The organism is Chryseobacterium sp. 3008163, from assembly GCF_003669035.1.
Taxonomy (GTDB): domain Bacteria; phylum Bacteroidota; class Bacteroidia; order Flavobacteriales; family Weeksellaceae; genus Chryseobacterium.
In genome coordinates, this window is sequence record NZ_CP033070.1 from 2,817,985 (window position 1) to 2,835,625 (window position 17,641).

The 17,641-nt window shown below is 35.2% G+C and carries 23 protein-coding genes and 2 pseudogenes; 21 read left to right on the top strand and 4 right to left on the bottom strand.

What is annotated here, in order from left to right; genetic code table 11:
• The first annotated feature begins 58 nt into the window (after window positions 1–58).
• From EAG08_RS12855 to EAG08_RS12940, 20 genes and pseudogenes are all read left to right on the top strand, one after another.
• Window positions 59–463, top strand: a complete 405-nt coding sequence (locus EAG08_RS12855; protein WP_129535793.1) for a hypothetical protein — start codon at window positions 59–61, stop codon at window positions 461–463.
• Entirely contained in the window at window positions 464–1,459 is a 996-nt protein-coding gene (locus EAG08_RS12860) for a BtrH N-terminal domain-containing protein (RefSeq protein WP_129535794.1), read from the top strand. It abuts the gene before it with no gap.
• Window position 1,460: 1 nt separating this feature from the next.
• Window positions 1,461–2,213, top strand: a complete 753-nt coding sequence (locus EAG08_RS12865; protein ID WP_129535795.1) for an ABC transporter ATP-binding protein — start codon at window positions 1,461–1,463, stop codon at window positions 2,211–2,213.
• Window positions 2,203–3,465, top strand: coding sequence for an ABC transporter permease (locus EAG08_RS12870; RefSeq protein ID WP_129535796.1), 1,263 nt, complete (start codon window positions 2,203–2,205; stop codon window positions 3,463–3,465). The genes EAG08_RS12865 and EAG08_RS12870 overlap by 11 nt, the downstream gene beginning before the upstream one ends.
• Window positions 3,455–3,876 (top strand): annotated as a pseudogene (locus EAG08_RS12875) (acyl-CoA thioesterase). The gene EAG08_RS12870 and the pseudogene EAG08_RS12875 overlap by 11 nt, the downstream one beginning before the upstream one ends.
• Window positions 3,873–5,045, top strand: a complete 1,173-nt coding sequence (locus EAG08_RS12880; RefSeq protein ID WP_129535797.1) for a beta-ketoacyl synthase N-terminal-like domain-containing protein — start codon at window positions 3,873–3,875, stop codon at window positions 5,043–5,045. Before EAG08_RS12875 ends, EAG08_RS12880 begins: the two are co-directional and overlap by 4 nt.
• A 39-nt stretch (window positions 5,046–5,084) precedes the next feature.
• Window positions 5,085–5,336, top strand: coding sequence for a hypothetical protein (locus tag EAG08_RS12885; protein ID WP_129535798.1), 252 nt, complete (start codon window positions 5,085–5,087; stop codon window positions 5,334–5,336).
• Window positions 5,297–5,620: a type II toxin-antitoxin system RelE/ParE family toxin gene (locus tag EAG08_RS12890; RefSeq protein ID WP_129535799.1), complete on the top strand. Its 324-nt coding sequence runs from the start codon at window positions 5,297–5,299 to the stop codon at window positions 5,618–5,620. Before EAG08_RS12885 ends, EAG08_RS12890 begins: the two co-directional genes overlap by 40 nt.
• 15 nt (window positions 5,621–5,635) lie before the next feature.
• Window positions 5,636–6,175: a 3-oxoacyl-ACP synthase gene (locus EAG08_RS12895; protein ID WP_129535800.1), complete on the top strand. Its 540-nt coding sequence runs from the start codon at window positions 5,636–5,638 to the stop codon at window positions 6,173–6,175.
• 104 nt (window positions 6,176–6,279) lie between these two features.
• Window positions 6,280–6,537, top strand: coding sequence for a phosphopantetheine-binding protein (locus EAG08_RS12900; RefSeq protein ID WP_129535801.1), 258 nt, complete (start codon window positions 6,280–6,282; stop codon window positions 6,535–6,537).
• Between the two features lie 81 nt (window positions 6,538–6,618).
• Complete coding sequence (locus EAG08_RS12905; protein WP_129535802.1) at window positions 6,619–7,815, top strand: beta-ketoacyl-[acyl-carrier-protein] synthase family protein; 1,197 nt, start codon at window positions 6,619–6,621, stop codon at window positions 7,813–7,815.
• Window positions 7,815–8,402, top strand: a complete 588-nt coding sequence (locus EAG08_RS22155) for a beta-ketoacyl synthase N-terminal-like domain-containing protein (protein WP_228446555.1) — start codon at window positions 7,815–7,817, stop codon at window positions 8,400–8,402. The genes EAG08_RS12905 and EAG08_RS22155 overlap by 1 nt, the downstream gene beginning before the upstream one ends.
• 17 nt (window positions 8,403–8,419) lie before the next feature.
• Window positions 8,420–8,863: a hypothetical protein gene (locus tag EAG08_RS22160; protein ID WP_228446556.1), complete on the top strand. Its 444-nt coding sequence runs from the start codon at window positions 8,420–8,422 to the stop codon at window positions 8,861–8,863.
• Window positions 8,864–9,013: 150 nt separating this feature from the next.
• On the top strand, window positions 9,014–9,769 hold the full coding sequence (locus tag EAG08_RS12915; protein ID WP_129535803.1) for a polysaccharide deacetylase family protein: 756 nt from the start codon (window positions 9,014–9,016) through the stop codon (window positions 9,767–9,769).
• Window positions 9,762–9,938 carry a hypothetical protein gene (locus tag EAG08_RS22165; protein WP_228446557.1) on the top strand — a complete coding sequence of 59 codons (177 nt, stop codon included), beginning with the start codon at window positions 9,762–9,764 and terminating at the stop codon, window positions 9,936–9,938. Before EAG08_RS12915 ends, EAG08_RS22165 begins: the two co-directional genes overlap by 8 nt.
• Before the next feature lie 26 nt (window positions 9,939–9,964).
• Window positions 9,965–10,387, top strand: a complete 423-nt coding sequence (locus tag EAG08_RS12920; protein WP_228446558.1) for an outer membrane lipoprotein carrier protein LolA — start codon at window positions 9,965–9,967, stop codon at window positions 10,385–10,387.
• A gap of 40 nt (window positions 10,388–10,427) precedes the next feature.
• Window positions 10,428–10,988: a hypothetical protein gene (locus tag EAG08_RS12925; RefSeq protein WP_228446559.1), complete on the top strand. Its 561-nt coding sequence runs from the start codon at window positions 10,428–10,430 to the stop codon at window positions 10,986–10,988.
• A gap of 2 nt (window positions 10,989–10,990) precedes the next feature.
• Window positions 10,991–11,365, top strand: coding sequence for a 3-hydroxyacyl-ACP dehydratase (locus EAG08_RS12930; RefSeq protein WP_129535805.1), 375 nt, complete (start codon window positions 10,991–10,993; stop codon window positions 11,363–11,365).
• A 1-nt stretch (window position 11,366) separates the two neighbouring features.
• Window positions 11,367–11,852 (top strand): hypothetical protein, encoded by a 486-nt coding sequence (locus EAG08_RS12935; protein ID WP_129535806.1) that lies wholly within the window; start codon window positions 11,367–11,369, stop codon window positions 11,850–11,852.
• Window positions 11,853–13,024 (top strand): annotated as a pseudogene (locus EAG08_RS12940) (DUF2062 domain-containing protein). It begins immediately after the preceding gene.
• Window positions 13,025–13,188: 164 nt separating this feature from the next.
• On the opposite strand, the gene EAG08_RS12945 reads toward EAG08_RS12940, so the two are convergent.
• From EAG08_RS12945 to EAG08_RS12950, 3 genes are read right to left on the bottom strand one after another with little or no spacing between them, the layout of a single operon-like run.
• Complete coding sequence (locus EAG08_RS12945; protein WP_129535807.1) at window positions 13,189–14,850, bottom strand: C45 family autoproteolytic acyltransferase/hydolase; 1,662 nt, start codon at window positions 14,848–14,850, stop codon at window positions 13,189–13,191.
• Complete coding sequence (locus tag EAG08_RS22955) at window positions 14,840–15,055, bottom strand: hypothetical protein (RefSeq protein WP_317126275.1); 216 nt, start codon at window positions 15,053–15,055, stop codon at window positions 14,840–14,842. The genes EAG08_RS12945 and EAG08_RS22955 overlap by 11 nt, the downstream gene beginning before the upstream one ends.
• The gene (locus tag EAG08_RS12950; RefSeq protein ID WP_317126276.1) at window positions 15,019–16,374 is read right to left on the bottom strand and encodes a phytoene desaturase family protein; all 1,356 of its coding nucleotides are present in this window, start codon (window positions 16,372–16,374) and stop codon (window positions 15,019–15,021) included. The genes EAG08_RS22955 and EAG08_RS12950 overlap by 37 nt, the downstream gene beginning before the upstream one ends.
• A gap of 265 nt (window positions 16,375–16,639) precedes the next feature.
• Here EAG08_RS12950 and EAG08_RS12955 point away from each other — a divergent pair, with 265 nt between their 5' ends.
• Window positions 16,640–16,822, top strand: a complete 183-nt coding sequence (locus EAG08_RS12955) for a hypothetical protein (protein WP_129535808.1) — start codon at window positions 16,640–16,642, stop codon at window positions 16,820–16,822.
• A 264-nt stretch (window positions 16,823–17,086) separates the two neighbouring features.
• On the opposite strand, the gene EAG08_RS12960 is transcribed toward EAG08_RS12955, so the two are convergent.
• Entirely contained in the window at window positions 17,087–17,530 is a 444-nt protein-coding gene (locus EAG08_RS12960) for an ABC transporter permease (protein ID WP_129535809.1), read from the bottom strand.
• Window positions 17,531–17,641 lie beyond the last annotated feature (111 nt).

A 17,641-nucleotide genomic window follows, 5' to 3' on the forward strand; every position in this document is an offset into this window, starting at 1 on the left:
TCAGTAAGAAACAGATGCATATAATATCATCTGATTATTAAAACATCAATCTTTTCGGGTGAAAAAACAAGATATTCCACAAGACGAAAGTAATCTTCAATCAGCAAATATGACTGAAATGTTATATGTGACTGATGAAAATAACAATTATACCACCGCTCAAAGCATCGGCTGGGAAGCAAAAAAGGCAGCCCTTGACGAGTCGATGGCGCTCATCAACGAGAGAATCGAAGAAGCAAAACAAAATGTGGCCAACAATATCGTGAGTCCAATCATCTATTTTATGGAATTAAATAAAATGGATTTACAGGTTCTCGCAGCGTACGTTGGAAAGTGGCAATGGACGGTCAAAAGACACGCAAAACCGAAAATATTTAAAAAACTCAGCGATTTTACTTTGAAAAAATACGCCGACACGTTCGGAATTTCAGTAGATGAATTAAAAAACTTCGACGGTAAATAAATGAAGATCAATTTTGAACACCATCAGACAGCCCACTGCGAAAACGGTGTTGCCTCCAATTTACTTCTCAACAGAGGTTTAAAACTTAGCGAACCCATGATTTTCGGAATCGGTTCGGGATTATTTTTCGTGTATTTGCCTTTTTTGAAAGTAAATTTTGCGCCCGGTTTCAGTTACCGTCCGATGCCGGGAGCTATTTTCAGCAAAGCGGCAAAAAGATTGGGTATCAAAATCAAAAGAGTTAAATTTTCAAACCCGAAAGAAGCTCAGGCTGCTTTAGAGAAAAATTTAGAACAAAATATCCCGACAGGTTTGCAAGTAGGCGTTTTCAACCTTACTTATTTTCCTGAAGAATATAAATTCCATTTTAATGCTCACAACTTAGTGGTTTACGGAAAAGAAGACGGAAAATTCCTCATCAGTGACCCTGTAATGGATTTCGCAACAACTTTGACGGAAGCTGAATTGGAAAAAGTACGTTATGCGAAAGGCGCACTCGCTCCGAAAGGTCATATGTATTTCCCTACGCACATTCCGGAAAATGTAAACTTGGAAGAAGCTATCAAAAAAGGAATCAAAGACACTTGTAAAAATATGTTGGCTCCTGTTCCGATCATTGGAGTAAAAGCAATGCGTTGGGTGGCGAAAAGCATCCCGAGATGGGCAGAGAAAAAAGGCACGAAAGTGACCAATCATTATCTCGGACAACTCATCAGAATGCAGGAGGAAATCGGAACCGGCGGTGGCGGATTCAGGTTTATTTATGGTGCTTTTTTACAGGAATCCGCTGTAATTCTTAAAAATGACGAGTTAAAGGAATTATCCAAAGAAATCACTGCCATCGGTGACCTTTGGAGAGATTTTGCTGTGGATATTGCAAGAGTTTACAAAAACAGAAATTCGAAAAGCGACATTTACAATCAGCTTTCAAAATCAATGCTTCATATTGCTGATTTGGAGGAAGCTTTTTATAAGAAATTGAGAAAAGCAATATAGTTTGGAGAATATCATCGAAATAAAAAATCTTTACAAGAAATACAAAAATTCGGAAGACTTTTCGGTTAATGATATTTCTTTGAACATCGATAAAAACGAAATCTATGGAATTCTCGGTCCCAACGGAGCGGGAAAAACCACGCTGATTTCTATGCTTTCAGGTTTAATCAAACCAACCTCAGGAAGTTTTACCATCAACGGATTGTCTCCTAAAAAAGACGGTTCCAAAATTAAACAAATCATCGGCGTTGTTCCTCAGGAATATGCGCTCTACCCGACTTTGACAGCAAAAGAAAACCTTTTGTTCTTCGGAAGTCTGTATGGTTTAAAATCTAAAAACCTTCACAAAGAAATTGACGAAGCATTGGAATTGATGGGCTTAACGAAATTTGCCCATAAAAAAGTCGACCAGTTCTCAGGCGGAATGAAACGCCGTTGCAATCTGATTGCCGGAACACTTCACAACCCAAAAGTTTTGTTTCTGGACGAGCCGACCGTTGGCGTAGATGTTCAGTCAAAAAAAGCCATCATCGATTATCTTTTAGATTTAAATAAAAAAGGAACGTGCATTATTTACACTTCTCATCACTTATCGGAAGCTGAGGAATTCTGTACAAAAATTGCCATCATCGACCACGGAAAAATCCATGCGACAGGAACGCCGGAAGAATTGGTGGAAAAAGTTGCCAATGCGGAAAACTTGGAGGATGTTTTTATTTCATTAACCGGAAAAGAATTGAGAGATGTTGTATAAATTGTGGAGAAGTTTCATCAAGGAAATTCAGTTGTTGAAAAGAGATTCGGGTGGAATTGTCATCATTTTTTTGATGCCGTTGTTGCTGATTATTACGATTACTTTAATTCAGGATTCAACATTCAAAAATCTGGAAGGTTCAAAAATCCCGATTATTTTTATTGACAATGATAAATCTGAAGTTTCCAAAGTCATTAAAAAAGAACTGGAAACCAGCAAAACATTTGAGTTAGTCACGGATTACAATGAAAAATCAGCTGAAAAAGCTGTCTTTACGGGAGATTATCAGATGGCTATTGTCATTCCTGAAAATTTAACGAAAGATTTAAATTCAAATATCGATTCTAAAGTTCAGACCGTCGTAAGCTCGTTTGGTTTGGAAGCCGATTCGACTGCGACAAAAGCTGTGGCTTCAAAAACGAAAGACATTCATCTCTATTTCGACCCTGCAACCAACGCCGGTTTCAAAAATTCTGTGATGAATGCCATCAACAAAATGGTTTTCGAAATCGAGAATAAAAAAATATACAAAGCCTTCCAAGACCAACTCGGGACCACGGAAGACCTAGAAAATAAAAGTCTTATTACCTTCAAAGAAATCACACCTAACAAAGGCAAAGAAGAACTGATGCCGAATTCCGTTCAGCACAACGTTCCGGCGTGGGCATTGTTTGCTATTTTCTTTATTGTGGTGCCTTTGTCGATTAATTTAGTCAAAGAAAAAAGTCAAGGAACGAGCGTGAGAGTTCGTGTGAGCCCGACGCCGTATTACATTCATATTTTAGGAAAAACATTCACATATCTTATCATCTGCGTCATCCAGTTTTTACTGATGGTTGCGGTAGGAATCTGGCTTTTCCCGCTGATGGACTTACCTCAGTTTGATGTTTCCGGAAAAATGTTCCACCTTCTCATTGTCACTCTTTTTGCAGGATTGGCAGCGATTGGATTTGGGGTTTTAATAGGAACAATGTCAAACACTCAGGAACAATCAGCACCATTTGGAGCAACTTCGGTGGTAGTTTTGGCAGCGATTGGCGGAATCTGGGTTCCAGTTTTCCTGATGCCTGAATTTATGCAGAAAATTGCGCAGTTTTCCCCGATGAATTGGGGACTGAATGCGTATTACGATATTATTTTAAGAAACAGCGGCATTGGCGAAATTGCTAAGGAACTGATTTTCTTATTTTTATTTTATATTGCGATGGTAACCATCTCTTTACTATATGAACGGAAACAAAATGCAGTCTAAAGAAAACTTAACTTGTACCGAAGAAATACGCGTACGATTCAATGAGACAGATCCGCTGGGCATCGTGTGGCATGGGCATTACATAGTGTATTTTGAAGACGGAAGAGAGGCTTTCGGAAGACAGCACGGCTTGACCTATCTCGACATCCAAAAAGCAGGATTTGTAACACCGATTGTGAAAAGTACCTGCGAACACTTTCTTCCTTTGAAATATGGAGAAACATTCAATATCGTGACGACTTTCATGAATTCTGTTTCTGCGAAATTGATTTATAAATACGAGATTTTTAACCAACAAAATCAATTGGTTTGTAGCGGCGAGACCATTCAGGTTTTTTAGATTCTGACAATAACTTATGCCTGTACAATCCTGAGTTTTTTCAAACCTGGAAAGATAAAATGGGATTATGATGAAGGAAATTTACATTACGGATTACAATTGCGTCACACCTTTAGGTTTTGATGTTGAATCAAATTGGAAGGCACTTTTGGAAGGGAAATCCGGTGTCGCTTTGCATAAAATCATAGACAATCACGACGCTTTTTTTGTTTCTAAAATTGATTCTGAAAAATTGGAAGAGGAATTTAATAGATTCTTTGACTCCGCCCAGAATGACAATGAAAATTTCACGAGACTTGAAAAAATGTTTTTGCTGAGCCTGAGACCTTTGGTAGAAAGACATGAAATTTCAGATGAAACAGCTTTTATTCTTTCAACAACAAAAGGAAATATCAGTTTATTAAAAAACGAAACCACTTTACCGGAAAGCGTTTACCTTTCAAATTTAGCTCAAAAACTAGCTGATTTTTTTGGATTTAAAACCAAACCAATTGTCGTTTCCAATGCTTGTGTTTCTGGTGTAATGGCGATTTCTGTGGCAAAGAATATGATTCAGGCAGGAAAATACAAAAATGCATTTGTAGTCGCAGGAGACGAGATTTCTGAGTTTGTGATTTCGGGTTTTAATTCGTTTCAAGCGATTGCAAGTGAACCTTGCAAACCTTACGATAAAAATCGAAACGGAATTAATTTGGGCGAAGCGACGGCAGTAGTTTATATCACGGGTCATTGCGAAGAACAAAATGACGAAGCAACCTCACAAAACGAAAAATTTAAGTTTAAAGTTTTAGGCGATTCATCGATTAATGATGCTAATCATATTTCCGGACCATCGAGAACTGGCGACGGGTTATTTGCCAGCGTTCAAAATGCGATAAAAGAAGCAAATGTTTCCGCAGAACAAATCGATTATATTTCCGCTCATGGAACGGCAACCCTTTACAATGACGAGATGGAAGCCATTGCTTTCAACCGAATGGATTTGCAAAATGTTCCCTTAAACAGTATGAAAGGCTATTATGGACATTGTTTGGGCGCATCAGGTTTATTGGAAAGCATCATTTCAATGGAATCTGCTTTGAACAATATTTTGATTCCGTCTAAAAACTTCGAAGAAATGGGCGTTTCTCAGGATTTGAATATTATTAAAGAAAATCAATCGGCAGAAATTAAATACATTCTGAAAACAGCTTCTGGTTTTGGTGGATGTAATGCGGCCATTGTTTTAGAGAAAGCGTAAGAAAATTTTTGTAATTTTGATAGAATTAAAGTTTAAAAAATGGAATCTACTTTAGAAATCAGAAAAAGAATTCACGATTACATTGATGATGCAGATGAACGTATACTTCGTATTTTCAATGCAATCATTGATGCTGAAGAGGAAGATTTTGACATAGAACCTTCTGATTATCATCAAGTTCCGGATTATATTTATGACAAGATTGAAGAAGAACGTCAAAAATATTTAAAAGGTGAATTAAAAACATCTTCTTGGGAAGAAGTGAAAGCAAGATTGCTGGAGAAATTATGATTTATCATCTTTCCTTATCTCCAAATGCTGAGGCTGATTTGCTTGAATCTGCATTATGGTACGAAAGCCGCCAAATTGGACTTGGAGAAAAATTCACACAAAAGGTTGAATCTTATTTTTCTAGAATTCAAAATAATCCGCTACATTTTCCTTTGAAAAAAGGAAATTTGCGTGAGGCTTACATCCAAAAATTCCCTTACGTTATCATTTTTGAATTGATAGAAAATGAAATTGTGGTCTTCTCTGTTTTTAATACTCATCAAAATCCACAGCGAAAACCTTAATTACAAAATTCATTAATGACAACAATACAATCCTGCACTATAAAAAGCTCAAAAATAATTGTCAATGAACAAATTGTTTTTGAAAGCCAAACCGAAAATTTCTCAGACTTTGCAAAAGAAGCTTATAAAACTTTAGAACTGAATTATCCAAAATTTCACAAAATGGATAATCTCAGTAAACTGGCCTTTCTCGCTTCGGAAATGATTCTGAAAAACGACGACCACAGTAAAACTGCCTTGGTTTTCGCCAACAAATCATCAAGCCTCGACACCGATTTTAAATATCAGGAAAGCATCAATTCTCAGGAAAATTATTTCCCGAGTCCTGCCGTTTTTGTATACACTTTACCTAACATTTGCGTTGGCGAAATCAGCATTAAACATAAAATGCAGACTGAAAATGCCTTTTTCGTCTTGGATGAATTTGATGAAGAGTTTTTAAACTCATACGCGGCACAGATTCTGCAATCAGGGAAAGCTGAAAAAGTCTTGTGCGGCTGGGTCGAACTATATCAGGAAAGTTATAAAGCTTTTGTATATTTGCTGACTTTGTAATATAACAATTTAACAATGTAAAAGTTTACCAATAATTAAATACCTTGAAATAATTGGTAAATTGCTAAACTGATACATTGGTACATTATAAATGAAATTTATTTATGGAAGATTTAAAATTAGAATTAAAAAACAAAATCATAGAAGTTCTTAATCTTGAAGACGTTGCAATAGAAGAAATCAAAGACACAGATCCATTATTTGGTGGTGGTCTTGGATTGGACTCTATTGACGCTTTGGAATTAATCGTCCTTCTTGACAAAGACTATGGAATCAAATTATCTGACCCAAAAAAAGGAAAAGAAATCTTCCAGTCTATCGAGGTGATGGCGAAATACATCGAAGAAAACAGAACAAAATAATTCAATCTAACAATGTATCAATCTAGCAATGTACCAATATTGTTACACTGTTAAACTGATACATTGCTACATTATTAAAAGATGAGTCAAAAAATTGCCATTACAGGAATGGGCATTATTTCCTCCATTGGTAACAATGTCGAGGAAAATTTTATTTCGCTGACCACCGGTAAACACGGTATTTCAGACATTGAACTGTTTGAAACACGCCACGCCGGAAGCATCAAAACAGGCGAGATAAAACTGTCTAATGAAGAACTTGTTCAGAAACTTCAGCTTAATGAGGACAACAACGTTACAAGAACTGCTTTGTTGGGAATGGTCGCCGCTAAGGAAGCTGTAGAAAGTGCCGGAATTTCCGATATTAATGAATACAAAACCGGACTTATTTCCTCCACCAGCGTGGGCGGAATGGATATTACCGAAAAATATTTCTACACCTACGAAGATTTTCCTGAAAAGCAAAAATATATTGACTCGCACGATGCCGGAAATTCATCTCTGGCGATTGCAGAATTATTAGGCTTGAAAGGAATGGTTTCTACCATCAGCACAGCCTGTTCGTCAGCCGCCAATGCGATTATGATGGGCGCAAAACTCATTAAAAACGGCGTTCTTGACCGTGTGATTGTTGGCGGAACAGATTCTCTTTCAAAATTTACTTTGAATGGATTTAATACGCTGATGATTTTGACGGATTCTTACAATACGCCTTTTGACAACGACAGAAAAGGTCTGAATCTGGGCGAAGCAGCCGCTTTCCTTGTTTTGGAATCTGATGAAGTGGTGAAAAAAGAAAACAAAAAAGTCCTCGCTTATCTTTCCGGTTACGGAAATGCCAACGATGCGCATCACCAAACCGCTTCTTCGGAAAACGGACAAGGTGCGTTTTTAGCAATGGAAAAAGCGTTAAAAGTTTCTGGTCTAGATAAAGAAAACATTGATTACATCAACGTTCACGGAACGGCGACTCCGAATAATGATTTGTCAGAAGGCGTTGCAATGATTCGGATTTTTGGCGAAAATCAGGTTCCTGAATTCAGTTCTACAAAAGCGTTTACCGGTCATACTTTGGCTGCGGCTGCGGGAATTGAAGCGGTTTACTCGATTTTGGCGATGCAGAATAATGTGATTTTTCCAAATTTAAATTTTAAAACGAAAATGGAAGAATTTGATTTGACGCCGGTTACCAAACTGAAAGAGAAAAACATCAATCACGTACTTTCCAATTCGTTTGGATTTGGAGGAAACTGTTCAACTTTAATTTTTTCTAAATAATGAGTGCAGTTTACATCAACAGTGCCGCCTGCATCTCGGTTCAGGACACTTTAAACGAAAATTTCTTTGACACTTTAAAACCTGAAAATTCAGTTCAGATTTTAAAAGCTATTGAGCCGAATTATAAAGAATTCATTCCTCCAGCAATGAGCCGAAGAATGTCTAAAACGGTAAAAATGAGTTCCGTAGCTTCCACAAAAGCTTTGCAGGAAGCTGGAATTGAAAAACCCGACGCCATCATCGTTGGAACCGGAATGGGCTGTTCTCAAGATTCTGAAAAGTTTCTGAAAAATGTTCTGGAAAACAATGAGGAATTTCTAACGCCAACTTTTTTCATTCAGTCAACTCACAATACGGTTGCCGGGCAAATTGCTTTGGGATTGCAATGTCACGGCTATAATTTCACTTACGTCAACTGTTCTTCATCGCTCGAATTTTCAATGTTGGATGCAAAACTTCAGATTTTGGACGGCGAAGCTGATAATGTTTTGGTGGGTTCAACAGACGAACAAACCGACAGAACAATGGAATTGTACAAACTCAATAATTCTATTAAAAAGAAGAAAATTTTCCGATTGATTATTTAAATTCAACTACTGAAGGTGTGATTTGGGGCGAAGGTTCTAGTTTTTTCGTTTTAGGAAAAGAGAAAACTGAAACTTCTTATGCGCAATTAAAAGATATTCAGATTGTTAATTCGTTAGAATTAAACGAAACTCAGAAATTCATTGATGATTTTTTAGCGAAGAATAATTTGAAGAACGAAGATATTGATGCTGTGATTTTAGGTTTCAGCGGAGATTCAAAATCGGACGCTTATTATCAAAATACATCGGAATTATTTCCAAATTCTTCGTTACTTTATTACAAACATTTGAGTGGAGAATTCAATACAGCGAGTGGATTTTCAACCTTTATAGCTTGTCAAATTATTAAAAACCAGGAGATTCCGGAAGTGATGTTGATTAATTCTGTAAAAAAGATAGCATTAAAAATATTCTTTTGTATAATCATTTGGGTGGAAATGACCATAGCTTGGTTTTGTTAGAGAAAGTTTGATTTTACATAATTAAGATAGTGTGTTTGTCATTCTGACGAAGGAAAAATCTCTACATTTTCATTTTAGATTCTTCACTCCACTTCGTTTCATTCAGAATGACAAAGAGAATATTTCAAATCAAATTCCAAAATAATAAAGATGAAACATTACCCATTTATTATCTTTTATCTTTTCTTAAACCTTTTTATTTATACCTTTCAAGGAACGATTTGGGTTTACATATTTTGTTTTATACTATTTTCAGCAGTTGTAGTTTGGGGTTCTTTTGATATTCAATTAGGCTATTTTGTCAACAGTTTTACCCATAAACGAACAAAAAATAAAGAAGTTGCTTTAACTTTCGATGACGGCCCAACCGAGTTCACACCGAAGTTTTTAGATATTTTGAAAGAGAATAAAATCAAAGCCACATTTTTCTGCATCGGAAAGCAGATTGAGAAATATCCCGAAACTTTTCAGAGAATCATTGCGGAAGGTCACACCATTGGAAATCATACCTATTCACATTCTAACAATACAGGATTTTTATCTACTTCAAAAATGATAGAAGAAATACAGAAATGTGATGAAATAATGTTGAAAATTGAAAATTTTAAAACTGATTTGTATCGACCACCTTTTGGAGTAACCAATCCGAATATTGCCAAAGCGATCAAGAAAACAAAGAAAAAAAGCATCGGCTGGAATGTACGTTCGTTGGACACTGTAATTACGGACGAGAAGAAAATTTTAAGGAAAGTAACAAAAGGTTTGAAAATAGGAAGCATTATTCTGCTTCACGATACTTCGGAAAAAACGTACAATGTTTTGCTCGAATTATTGTTATTTTTGGAGCGTGAAAAGTACTCAACTTTTACAATTGATTCAATATTTAAATCTAAAAATAATGTTTAAAAATATAGTCTTCATCGCCTATTTATTAATTTCAAGTTTTGTTTTGGCTCAAAATACGGCAATGACGAGCGCAGAAACAAAAGCCTTCGTGACCAAAATTTCTTCTGAAACGAAAGAAATCAAAACATTACAAAGCGACTTCGTTCAAACCAAAAAAATGGATTTTTAGATAAAAATATTGTCACACAAGGCAGGATGTCTTTAAAATCTCCAAATACTTTAAGTTGGAAATACACAAAACCTTATCAATACAGCATTATTTTTAAGGAAAATAAAATCTTCATCAACGACCAAGGGAAAAAATCTTCGGTGGATGCCAAAAGCAAAACCTTTGAAAAAATCAACAAATTAATAGTCGGAAGTTCAAATGGGAAAATGTTTCTAGACCCTGAATTTGTGGTTGCTTATTTTAAAAATGGAACTTCAAATATCGCTAAATTCACTCCGAAATCTGCTCAATTGTTGAAATACATTAAGCAAATTGAACTTCATTTTCCTAAAAATCAGACGACAGTTTCGCAGGTGAATATGACAGAAGCTTCTGGAGATACAACCAATATTGTTTTCAAAAACACCAAAATCAATGCGCCGATTCCTGCTTCTGAGTTTTCTTTATAGTCTCATTTTTCTTAGTTTTATTTCGTGTAAAACATTTGAATTGACAGATGTAAAACCAATTTCAAACTCTAAAAAAGAAGTTGAAAATTTGTACTTCTCTTCGAACGAGGATTATGTTTACAAATGCCAAATGGAAGTTTACGGCAACGATATCAGCGGAATTCTTATCATTAAAAAAATCTCCGAAACCACGCACAGAGTTGTAATGACCTCTGATTTTGGGAATAAAATGATTGATTTTGAAATCTCTGAAAACGATTTTAAACTCAACTATGTTTTGGCAGATTTAGACAAAAAAATGGTCATTAATTTTCTGAAAAATGACTTTCAGGAATTATTAAGACAAAAATATCCTGTCGCTGAAAGCTTTGAAAATGAAAACTTCAGTATTTTTCGATCAGAACGAGACAAAAAAAAATACTATCTGTCTTTCAACAAAGAAAATTCTCTTCTCACAAATATTGTTTACACAAAGAATAATAAGGAGAAAATCAATTTTAGTTTTGAAGCTAAAAAACCTACTTTTGCAGAGATGATTAATCTTGAACATAAAGATTTCAAAATCAATATTAAACTATTTCAAATTACCGAAACTGAATAAATATGCAAACGATTCTTACTGACTTTTATACGTTAGAAACTCAGGAAAAAACAGAGAGCGGAAGTTTTATCGCAAATATTAAATTAAATCAGGCTCACGATATTTTTAACGGTCATTTTCCGGGAAATCCGGTAACTCCGGGAGTCTGTATGATGCAAATTGTGAAAGAGCTGACTGAAGAGTTTACAGGTAGAAAACTATTTCTAAAATCTGCTTCTAACGTGAAATTTATGGCGATTATCAATCCTTTCGAAACGCCTGATCTTAAGATACAACTTGATATCAACGAAGGCGAAAATGAAGTGAAGGTAAAAAACTTAACTTCGTTTGGCGAGACTATTGCATTGAAAATGTCAGTTAATTACACAAAAATATAACATGAAACTGATATTATCTCTTTTCACGGGTTTGTTTTTATTTTTCCAGACATCCGATTTAGATGCTTTGAGAAGCGCTTATTCTAAGGCAAATCTTTCTAATGAAGGTGCGAAAAATTTCATTGAAATTGCGGAGAAAAATTCATCTTCCGATCCGTTGACTAAAGGATACAAAGCTGCTGCAGAAATTCTTGAAGCCAAAGTAACTACAGAAAAGAATAAAAGAAAATCTTTCGTTAAATCTGGTGCTACAGAATTAGAAAGTGTGATAAAATCTAACCCCAATAACGTAGAACTGAGATTGATCAGAATGAGCGTTCAGGAAAATATTCCGAAAATCGTAGGGTATTCTAAAAATTTAAAAGAAGACAAAACTTATATCTTAAGTAACTATTCAAAGCAAAACGCTGCGCTGAAGGTTTACATTAAAAAATTTGCCATGCAGTCTAAAACAATGACCGCAACGGAAAAAAATTCGTTGAAATAAATGACACTTTCTGAAGTACAGAATGCAATTGACAAGAGAGAAATCTGCGTTTTAATTCCGACTTATAACAACGAAAAGACACTGCGAAGAGTGATTGATGGCGTTTTGGAATACACTCAAAACATTATTGTTGTCAACGACGGTTCTATAGATTCTACTTCAGAAATTCTAAAAACTTATTCTCAACTTACCATCCTCAATTTATCTGAAAATAAAGGGAAAGGAAATGCTTTAAAAGTCGGTTTCAGAAAAGCAAAAGAATTAGGTTACCATCATGCAATCACGATTGATTCTGACGGACAGCATTACCCAAACGATATTCCCGTTTTTGTAGAAGCCTTATTGAATGAAAATCAGGATGTTCTTTTGATTGGAAACCGAAATATGTCGCAAAACGGAATTCCCAAGAAAAGCAGTTTCGGAAATCGTTTTTCAAATTTTTGGTTCTGGTTCGAAACCGGAATTAAACTGGAAGACACCCAATCTGGTTACCGCTTATATCCTTTACATAAAATTCCAAAAAATACTTCACTCCGAAATTTGAATTTGAAATTGAAATCATTGTACGGACAGCCTGGAGACATATTCCTGTAAAAAATGTTCCGATAAAAGTTCTGTATGACCCCGCAGAAAGGGTTTCTCACTTCAGACCGTTTAAAGATTTTACTAGAATCAGTATTTTAAATACGGTGTTGGTTACCATCACTTTATTTTACATCATCCCAAGAAATTTTATTCGGAATTTCAGAAAGAAAAGTTTCAAACGTTTCATCAAAGAAGATGTTTTAGAAAGCGAGGGTACCAATCGTGTAAAAGCTTTCTCAATTGCTTTAGGCGTGTTCATCGGACTTTCTCCGTTTTGGGGATTTCAGACGTTGCTGGTGATTTCTCTTGCCGTACTTTTCAAACTCAATAAAGTTTTGGCATTTGTGGCTTCCAATGTAAGTTTGCCACCGTTTATTCCGTTCATTATTGCCGCTTCACTCTTTTTGGGAGCGCCTTTCGTTTCGGGAAACTCTAATATTTTGAGCCAAGATCTGAATTTTGATTTGGTAAAAAACAATCTTCTGCAATACATTATCGGAAGCCTTATTTTGGCGTCAACAACGTCTACGGTTTCGGGAATTGTTGCTTTTCTTTTTTTGAATAAAGTGAGTCCGGAGAATAATTAATTTTTTTTGGGCAGCTTTTCCGTCTTCCGCTCCCAATCTTTTTTGCAAGACGATTGAGCTTGAATAGAACTGAAAAACCAAGCAAAAAAGGATTTCCGCTCAAGTCGGGCTGCAGATTTACTCTATTTTCAACATTCTGTACAGCCACGAAGTGATTCAACAGATTACCTCAATTTCTTCACAGTTTTATTCAGATATTTCTCAACATTCTCACGATCCGGAACTGTTGTGATTTCTTTCTTCAAAGCTTTTTCAAATTCAGTTTTTGCCTTAGAATATTCTTTTTGCTTAAAATAATATTTCCCAGCCTGATAATAAACCAACCAAAAATCTGGATTCAACAATTGATAATGAGGAATAAAATCATCAGTTAAAAGAACATCATTACCATCAATTGCACTTTGAACTTCTCCATTCGCAAACTTAAATTCTTCATAATCTTCAAACTCTTTAGATTCAACAAATGGATCTTTAGCAATATTGAATTCCGATTTTGCAAAGTCACCATCTTTCAATTTTTGATCAGAGAAAATTTCATTCAAATCATAGCAGACAAACTCTCCCAACTGATAAGGATTTGACGATACCCAAACTAATCTTTTCTGAGGCGAAAAAATTACCGCATGATGAGCTAAAAGTTGATTTATAGCCTTTTCATTTCCGTAACCAATACTTTTATCTTTTAAACCAGATTTGTCTCTTAAAATCGAAGCCATTTTCTCAGGATTCAGTTTTGGGTTTTCCTGCAAAAGCTCTTGGAGTTTTTCATAGCGGTATTCTGAATGACTTTCGATGATATGCTTTTTATTTTTTTTATCATTTTTATAAGCTTCAGATTGAAAATGATTGGTACAAAATACCCTGCTTGAATTAGCCGCATCATAAACACCGAAATTCTTAGGTGAAACTTCAATAATCACGGCTTTTTTATCATTTGCGCTCCCAACCAAAATAGATTCTGAGACAAAAACCTTTCTCTTTTTTGCAATCGCAATCGCTTCATCAATGTTTTTGGCATATTGCAAAATCTCTCTCGTAACAAGAGAAATCGGTGTTTTTGCCATCAACGGGATTTTCGATTTTCCGGCATTGATGGTCACCGTAATTCCTTCTTTATTCATTCCGGAAACCACGCCAATCATTCCTGGCCAACTTACAGACATGTATGGAATTCCGTTTTCGGGTTCTACAAATTCAATTAATTTATTTTTAGAAAAATCTTCACCTACAGAAAAATCGAAATTTCTACCGATCAATAAATCTCCGTCTTCTGTATTTTCGTTCCAAACAGCCAAAGATGTACAACCTACTACCATTAAATCCTGCATTGCGTGACCAATATCGTGCGCTCCGTGCAGATACATTGCTCTTCTGAATTTTGGAGCAATAAAATCATATTTGTCTGATGAATATTGAGACAAACCAAACAATTCAGCCTGAAAATCTTCTCTTACATTGAGATACATTTTGCGGTTGTACCATTTCAGGAAACCTCTCAACAGTTTTTGCTTGAACTTTGACGGAACAAAACCTTCCACTTTAGAAAAGAAAATTTCTTCCTGCTTTTGCGTTAAATTTTCAGTTAAAGCTCCGTTGTTATAGCCTAACTGCAAAGGATTTCCTTTAATGTACAATTCCCAAAGCTGTTGTTTGTTCTTGGTTAAATAATTTTGATTAAAACTAAAAGTGGAATCGTTGATCTTCTCAACTTTTGGAATTTCCAGCGCATACTGTTGTACTTCGGGAGTGTGTTTAACAGACTTTCTTGTTCCACACGAAATGAGATTTAAAACCAGCAAAAGAAAAAATAAAGATTTACTTTTCATCGGCTTGATTTAAAATTTTTGATAACCGCTCATCGATCAATTCTTTCCCTAAGATTTCAGCACAGGTATTGAAAGCTCCAATTGTACAGCCTAAAATCCCGTGCATATTCACAGATTGACCTGTGAGGAAAAGGTTTTCAATCTTCGTGCGTGGCGAAACCATCGTTTTTAAGGGGTTTTCTGAAGTTTTTTTGTAACCGTACATATTTCCCTCAAAACTACCGATATAATCACGATATGACAACGGTGATGAAGTATAAATATTTTAATCGATTCTCTTAAGTCCGGGATTTTCTTTTCTAAAGCCTGAATCATTTTTTCAGCTTTTTCAAGTTTAAATTTTTCGTAGAGTTGGTGTCTTTCGTGCTGGTTTGCAATCGTGTTGAAGGTATTTTCCCATTCTTTCACTTCTTCAAAATCCATGTAAGAAATTGCGGTCAGACTTTCTGCAAATTCAGGATGCTGCTTTGAAGGAGCAGACGAAAGCATATAAGTTTCCGGCCAGTTTTCTTTTTTATATTTAAAAGCATTCCATACCATTTCTTCGGATGAATAATGGTAAATATTATGATTGAAATTGAGAATTGAATTCGGTTTTAAAACCAAATAAACACTGAAACACGACGAAACAGGCTCCCAGCTTAACACTCTGTTTAAAAAAGATTTCTTCAGTCTTTCTTCACCGATTAATCTAGTTAAAGACCGGATTTCAATATTTGAAATAAACTGTTTAGAGAAATATTCTTTCCCTGATTTCGTTTTTACAGAACTTAGAACGTTATTTTCATTAAAGATAATCTCAGCCACTTCCGAATGTTTATGAACATCTGCTCCGTATTCTCTCAATTTACGAATTAAAAGTTTAGAAATCTGGCTTCCTCCTTTCACGCATTTGTACGCACTTTGAATGTAAGAATTTACTGTCAAGGCATGAACATAAAACGGAATGTTTTCAGAATCTCCTGCGTATAAAAAATTAGAGCCTAATAAAACGGATTGCAGTTTTTTGTTCTGAGTAATCGATTCGATGAATCTTTTGGTATTTAAATGGAGAATTTCTTCACTGTAACTATCTTTTCCGACAATATTATATCTCGGAAAATGATTGCAGACACGCTGGATTTCTTCACAATAATTTTCTAATTTTTCTCTTTCTTCAGGAAAATAGTTGGATAATTGCTCAACAAAATTGTTATATCCTTGAGCGTGTGGATATTCAATTTCATCATCTCCGAAAGTGATTTTATCATAGCCATTTTCATCCATTTTCTGGAGTTCCAAATTATCCATTATTCCCAGATAAGAAAAAAACTGATGCAGGTTTTGCCCTTTTGAAAGTCCACCCAAATAGTGAACTCCAGTGTCGAAAATTAATTTATCTCTTGAAAAGGTCTGCAAGTTTCCTCCATATTGATTGTTTTTCTCCAATACACAGACTTTTAAGCCTTCTTTCGCCAAAATAAGAGCCGAAACAAGACCTCCTATTCCGCTGCCGATAATCAATATGTCGTATGTTTTTTTCAAGGAAATTCTTATTTTAAAACAACATTATTTACGAAAGATTAAATTTAGTTTTTGTCATCCTATGTTTGCAAAACAATAAATTTAAGGAATAATAGAGAAGTTAAGGTAAAGAAAAAGCTACAAATTGTCATTAGTCTTGGAGACAGCACGGAATGTAAGTTCCTTTACCCTTTACTACAAAAGCTTGAACAGATCATTAGGTTATAAAGCCTGCATTTAGGATAGATAAGCTAGTGTAGTACTTCTTCTCGGTAAAAAATATTGTATGTGTAAATTTATAGGAATTGACATTAGTAAGCAAACATTTGATGTTAGTTTTTCAGAGGATAAAATTTGGAAGCATCATGTTTTTGAGAACAAGGCTTACGGATTCAAAAAATTATTACAACTTATAGATCCGGAAGATTGGGTTGCGAAGGAAGCATCAGGAAGCTCTATCTTCCTTTGACGGAGTTGTTAACAAGATGGGAATGCAGATCTGCGTAGTGAATCCTTTGGTAATAAAGCAATTTCCCCAAACTAATCTGTATTGCGCAAAACGGATAAGAAAGACGTTCAAACGATTGTAGAATATGCTGAAAAGTACGAATTGAGGATGTGGAATCCTTCGAGTGAAAATGCCAATAAGCTGCGTCAATTGTATAGCCGGAAAGAAATGTTGTTAAAGCAGGTTCATCAAAAAAGTAAGCCTTGTATATTTTAAAACAATATTCTAAGATTTCAGTTCCTGAATAAACAAGCTAATCTCCGTACGAATCAACAATTCATCGTCCAGAAATGTTTCACAGAAAATCTGGCAGATGTTTTCATATTGAGAAATTAAAGAAGCTTTTGAAATAATTTTGTCACCGATTTTGGGCAAGGCAAAAATCTCAATCTTTTTGATATTGGTAATGAAACCGATTACTTTAGTTCCGTCATCAGAACCTTTAAAAAAACTCTGTCCGAGAATTGAAGAACAAGTTTGTGCCGAATGTTCTATAAGACCCGCTTCTACAAAATGATTATTGTGAACGAAAATGTTGTCAGAAGTAATTTCAAAAGAAGTAATCACCTTTTCCGGAGTAAGCTCCAGAATATAATCAGCCATCAGCATCGGTTCGCGATGTGGTAAAAAATGGTGAATATTAATGATGTTTTCTTCTTTTAACTCCATGTAAATTTTCCTTCTAAAAAACTTTAATTATATCATTTCGTCACTTCGATTAGATCTTGAAAAAATCGTATCGAGAAGTTGATGTGCTAAAGTTCTCGATACAAATTCTTC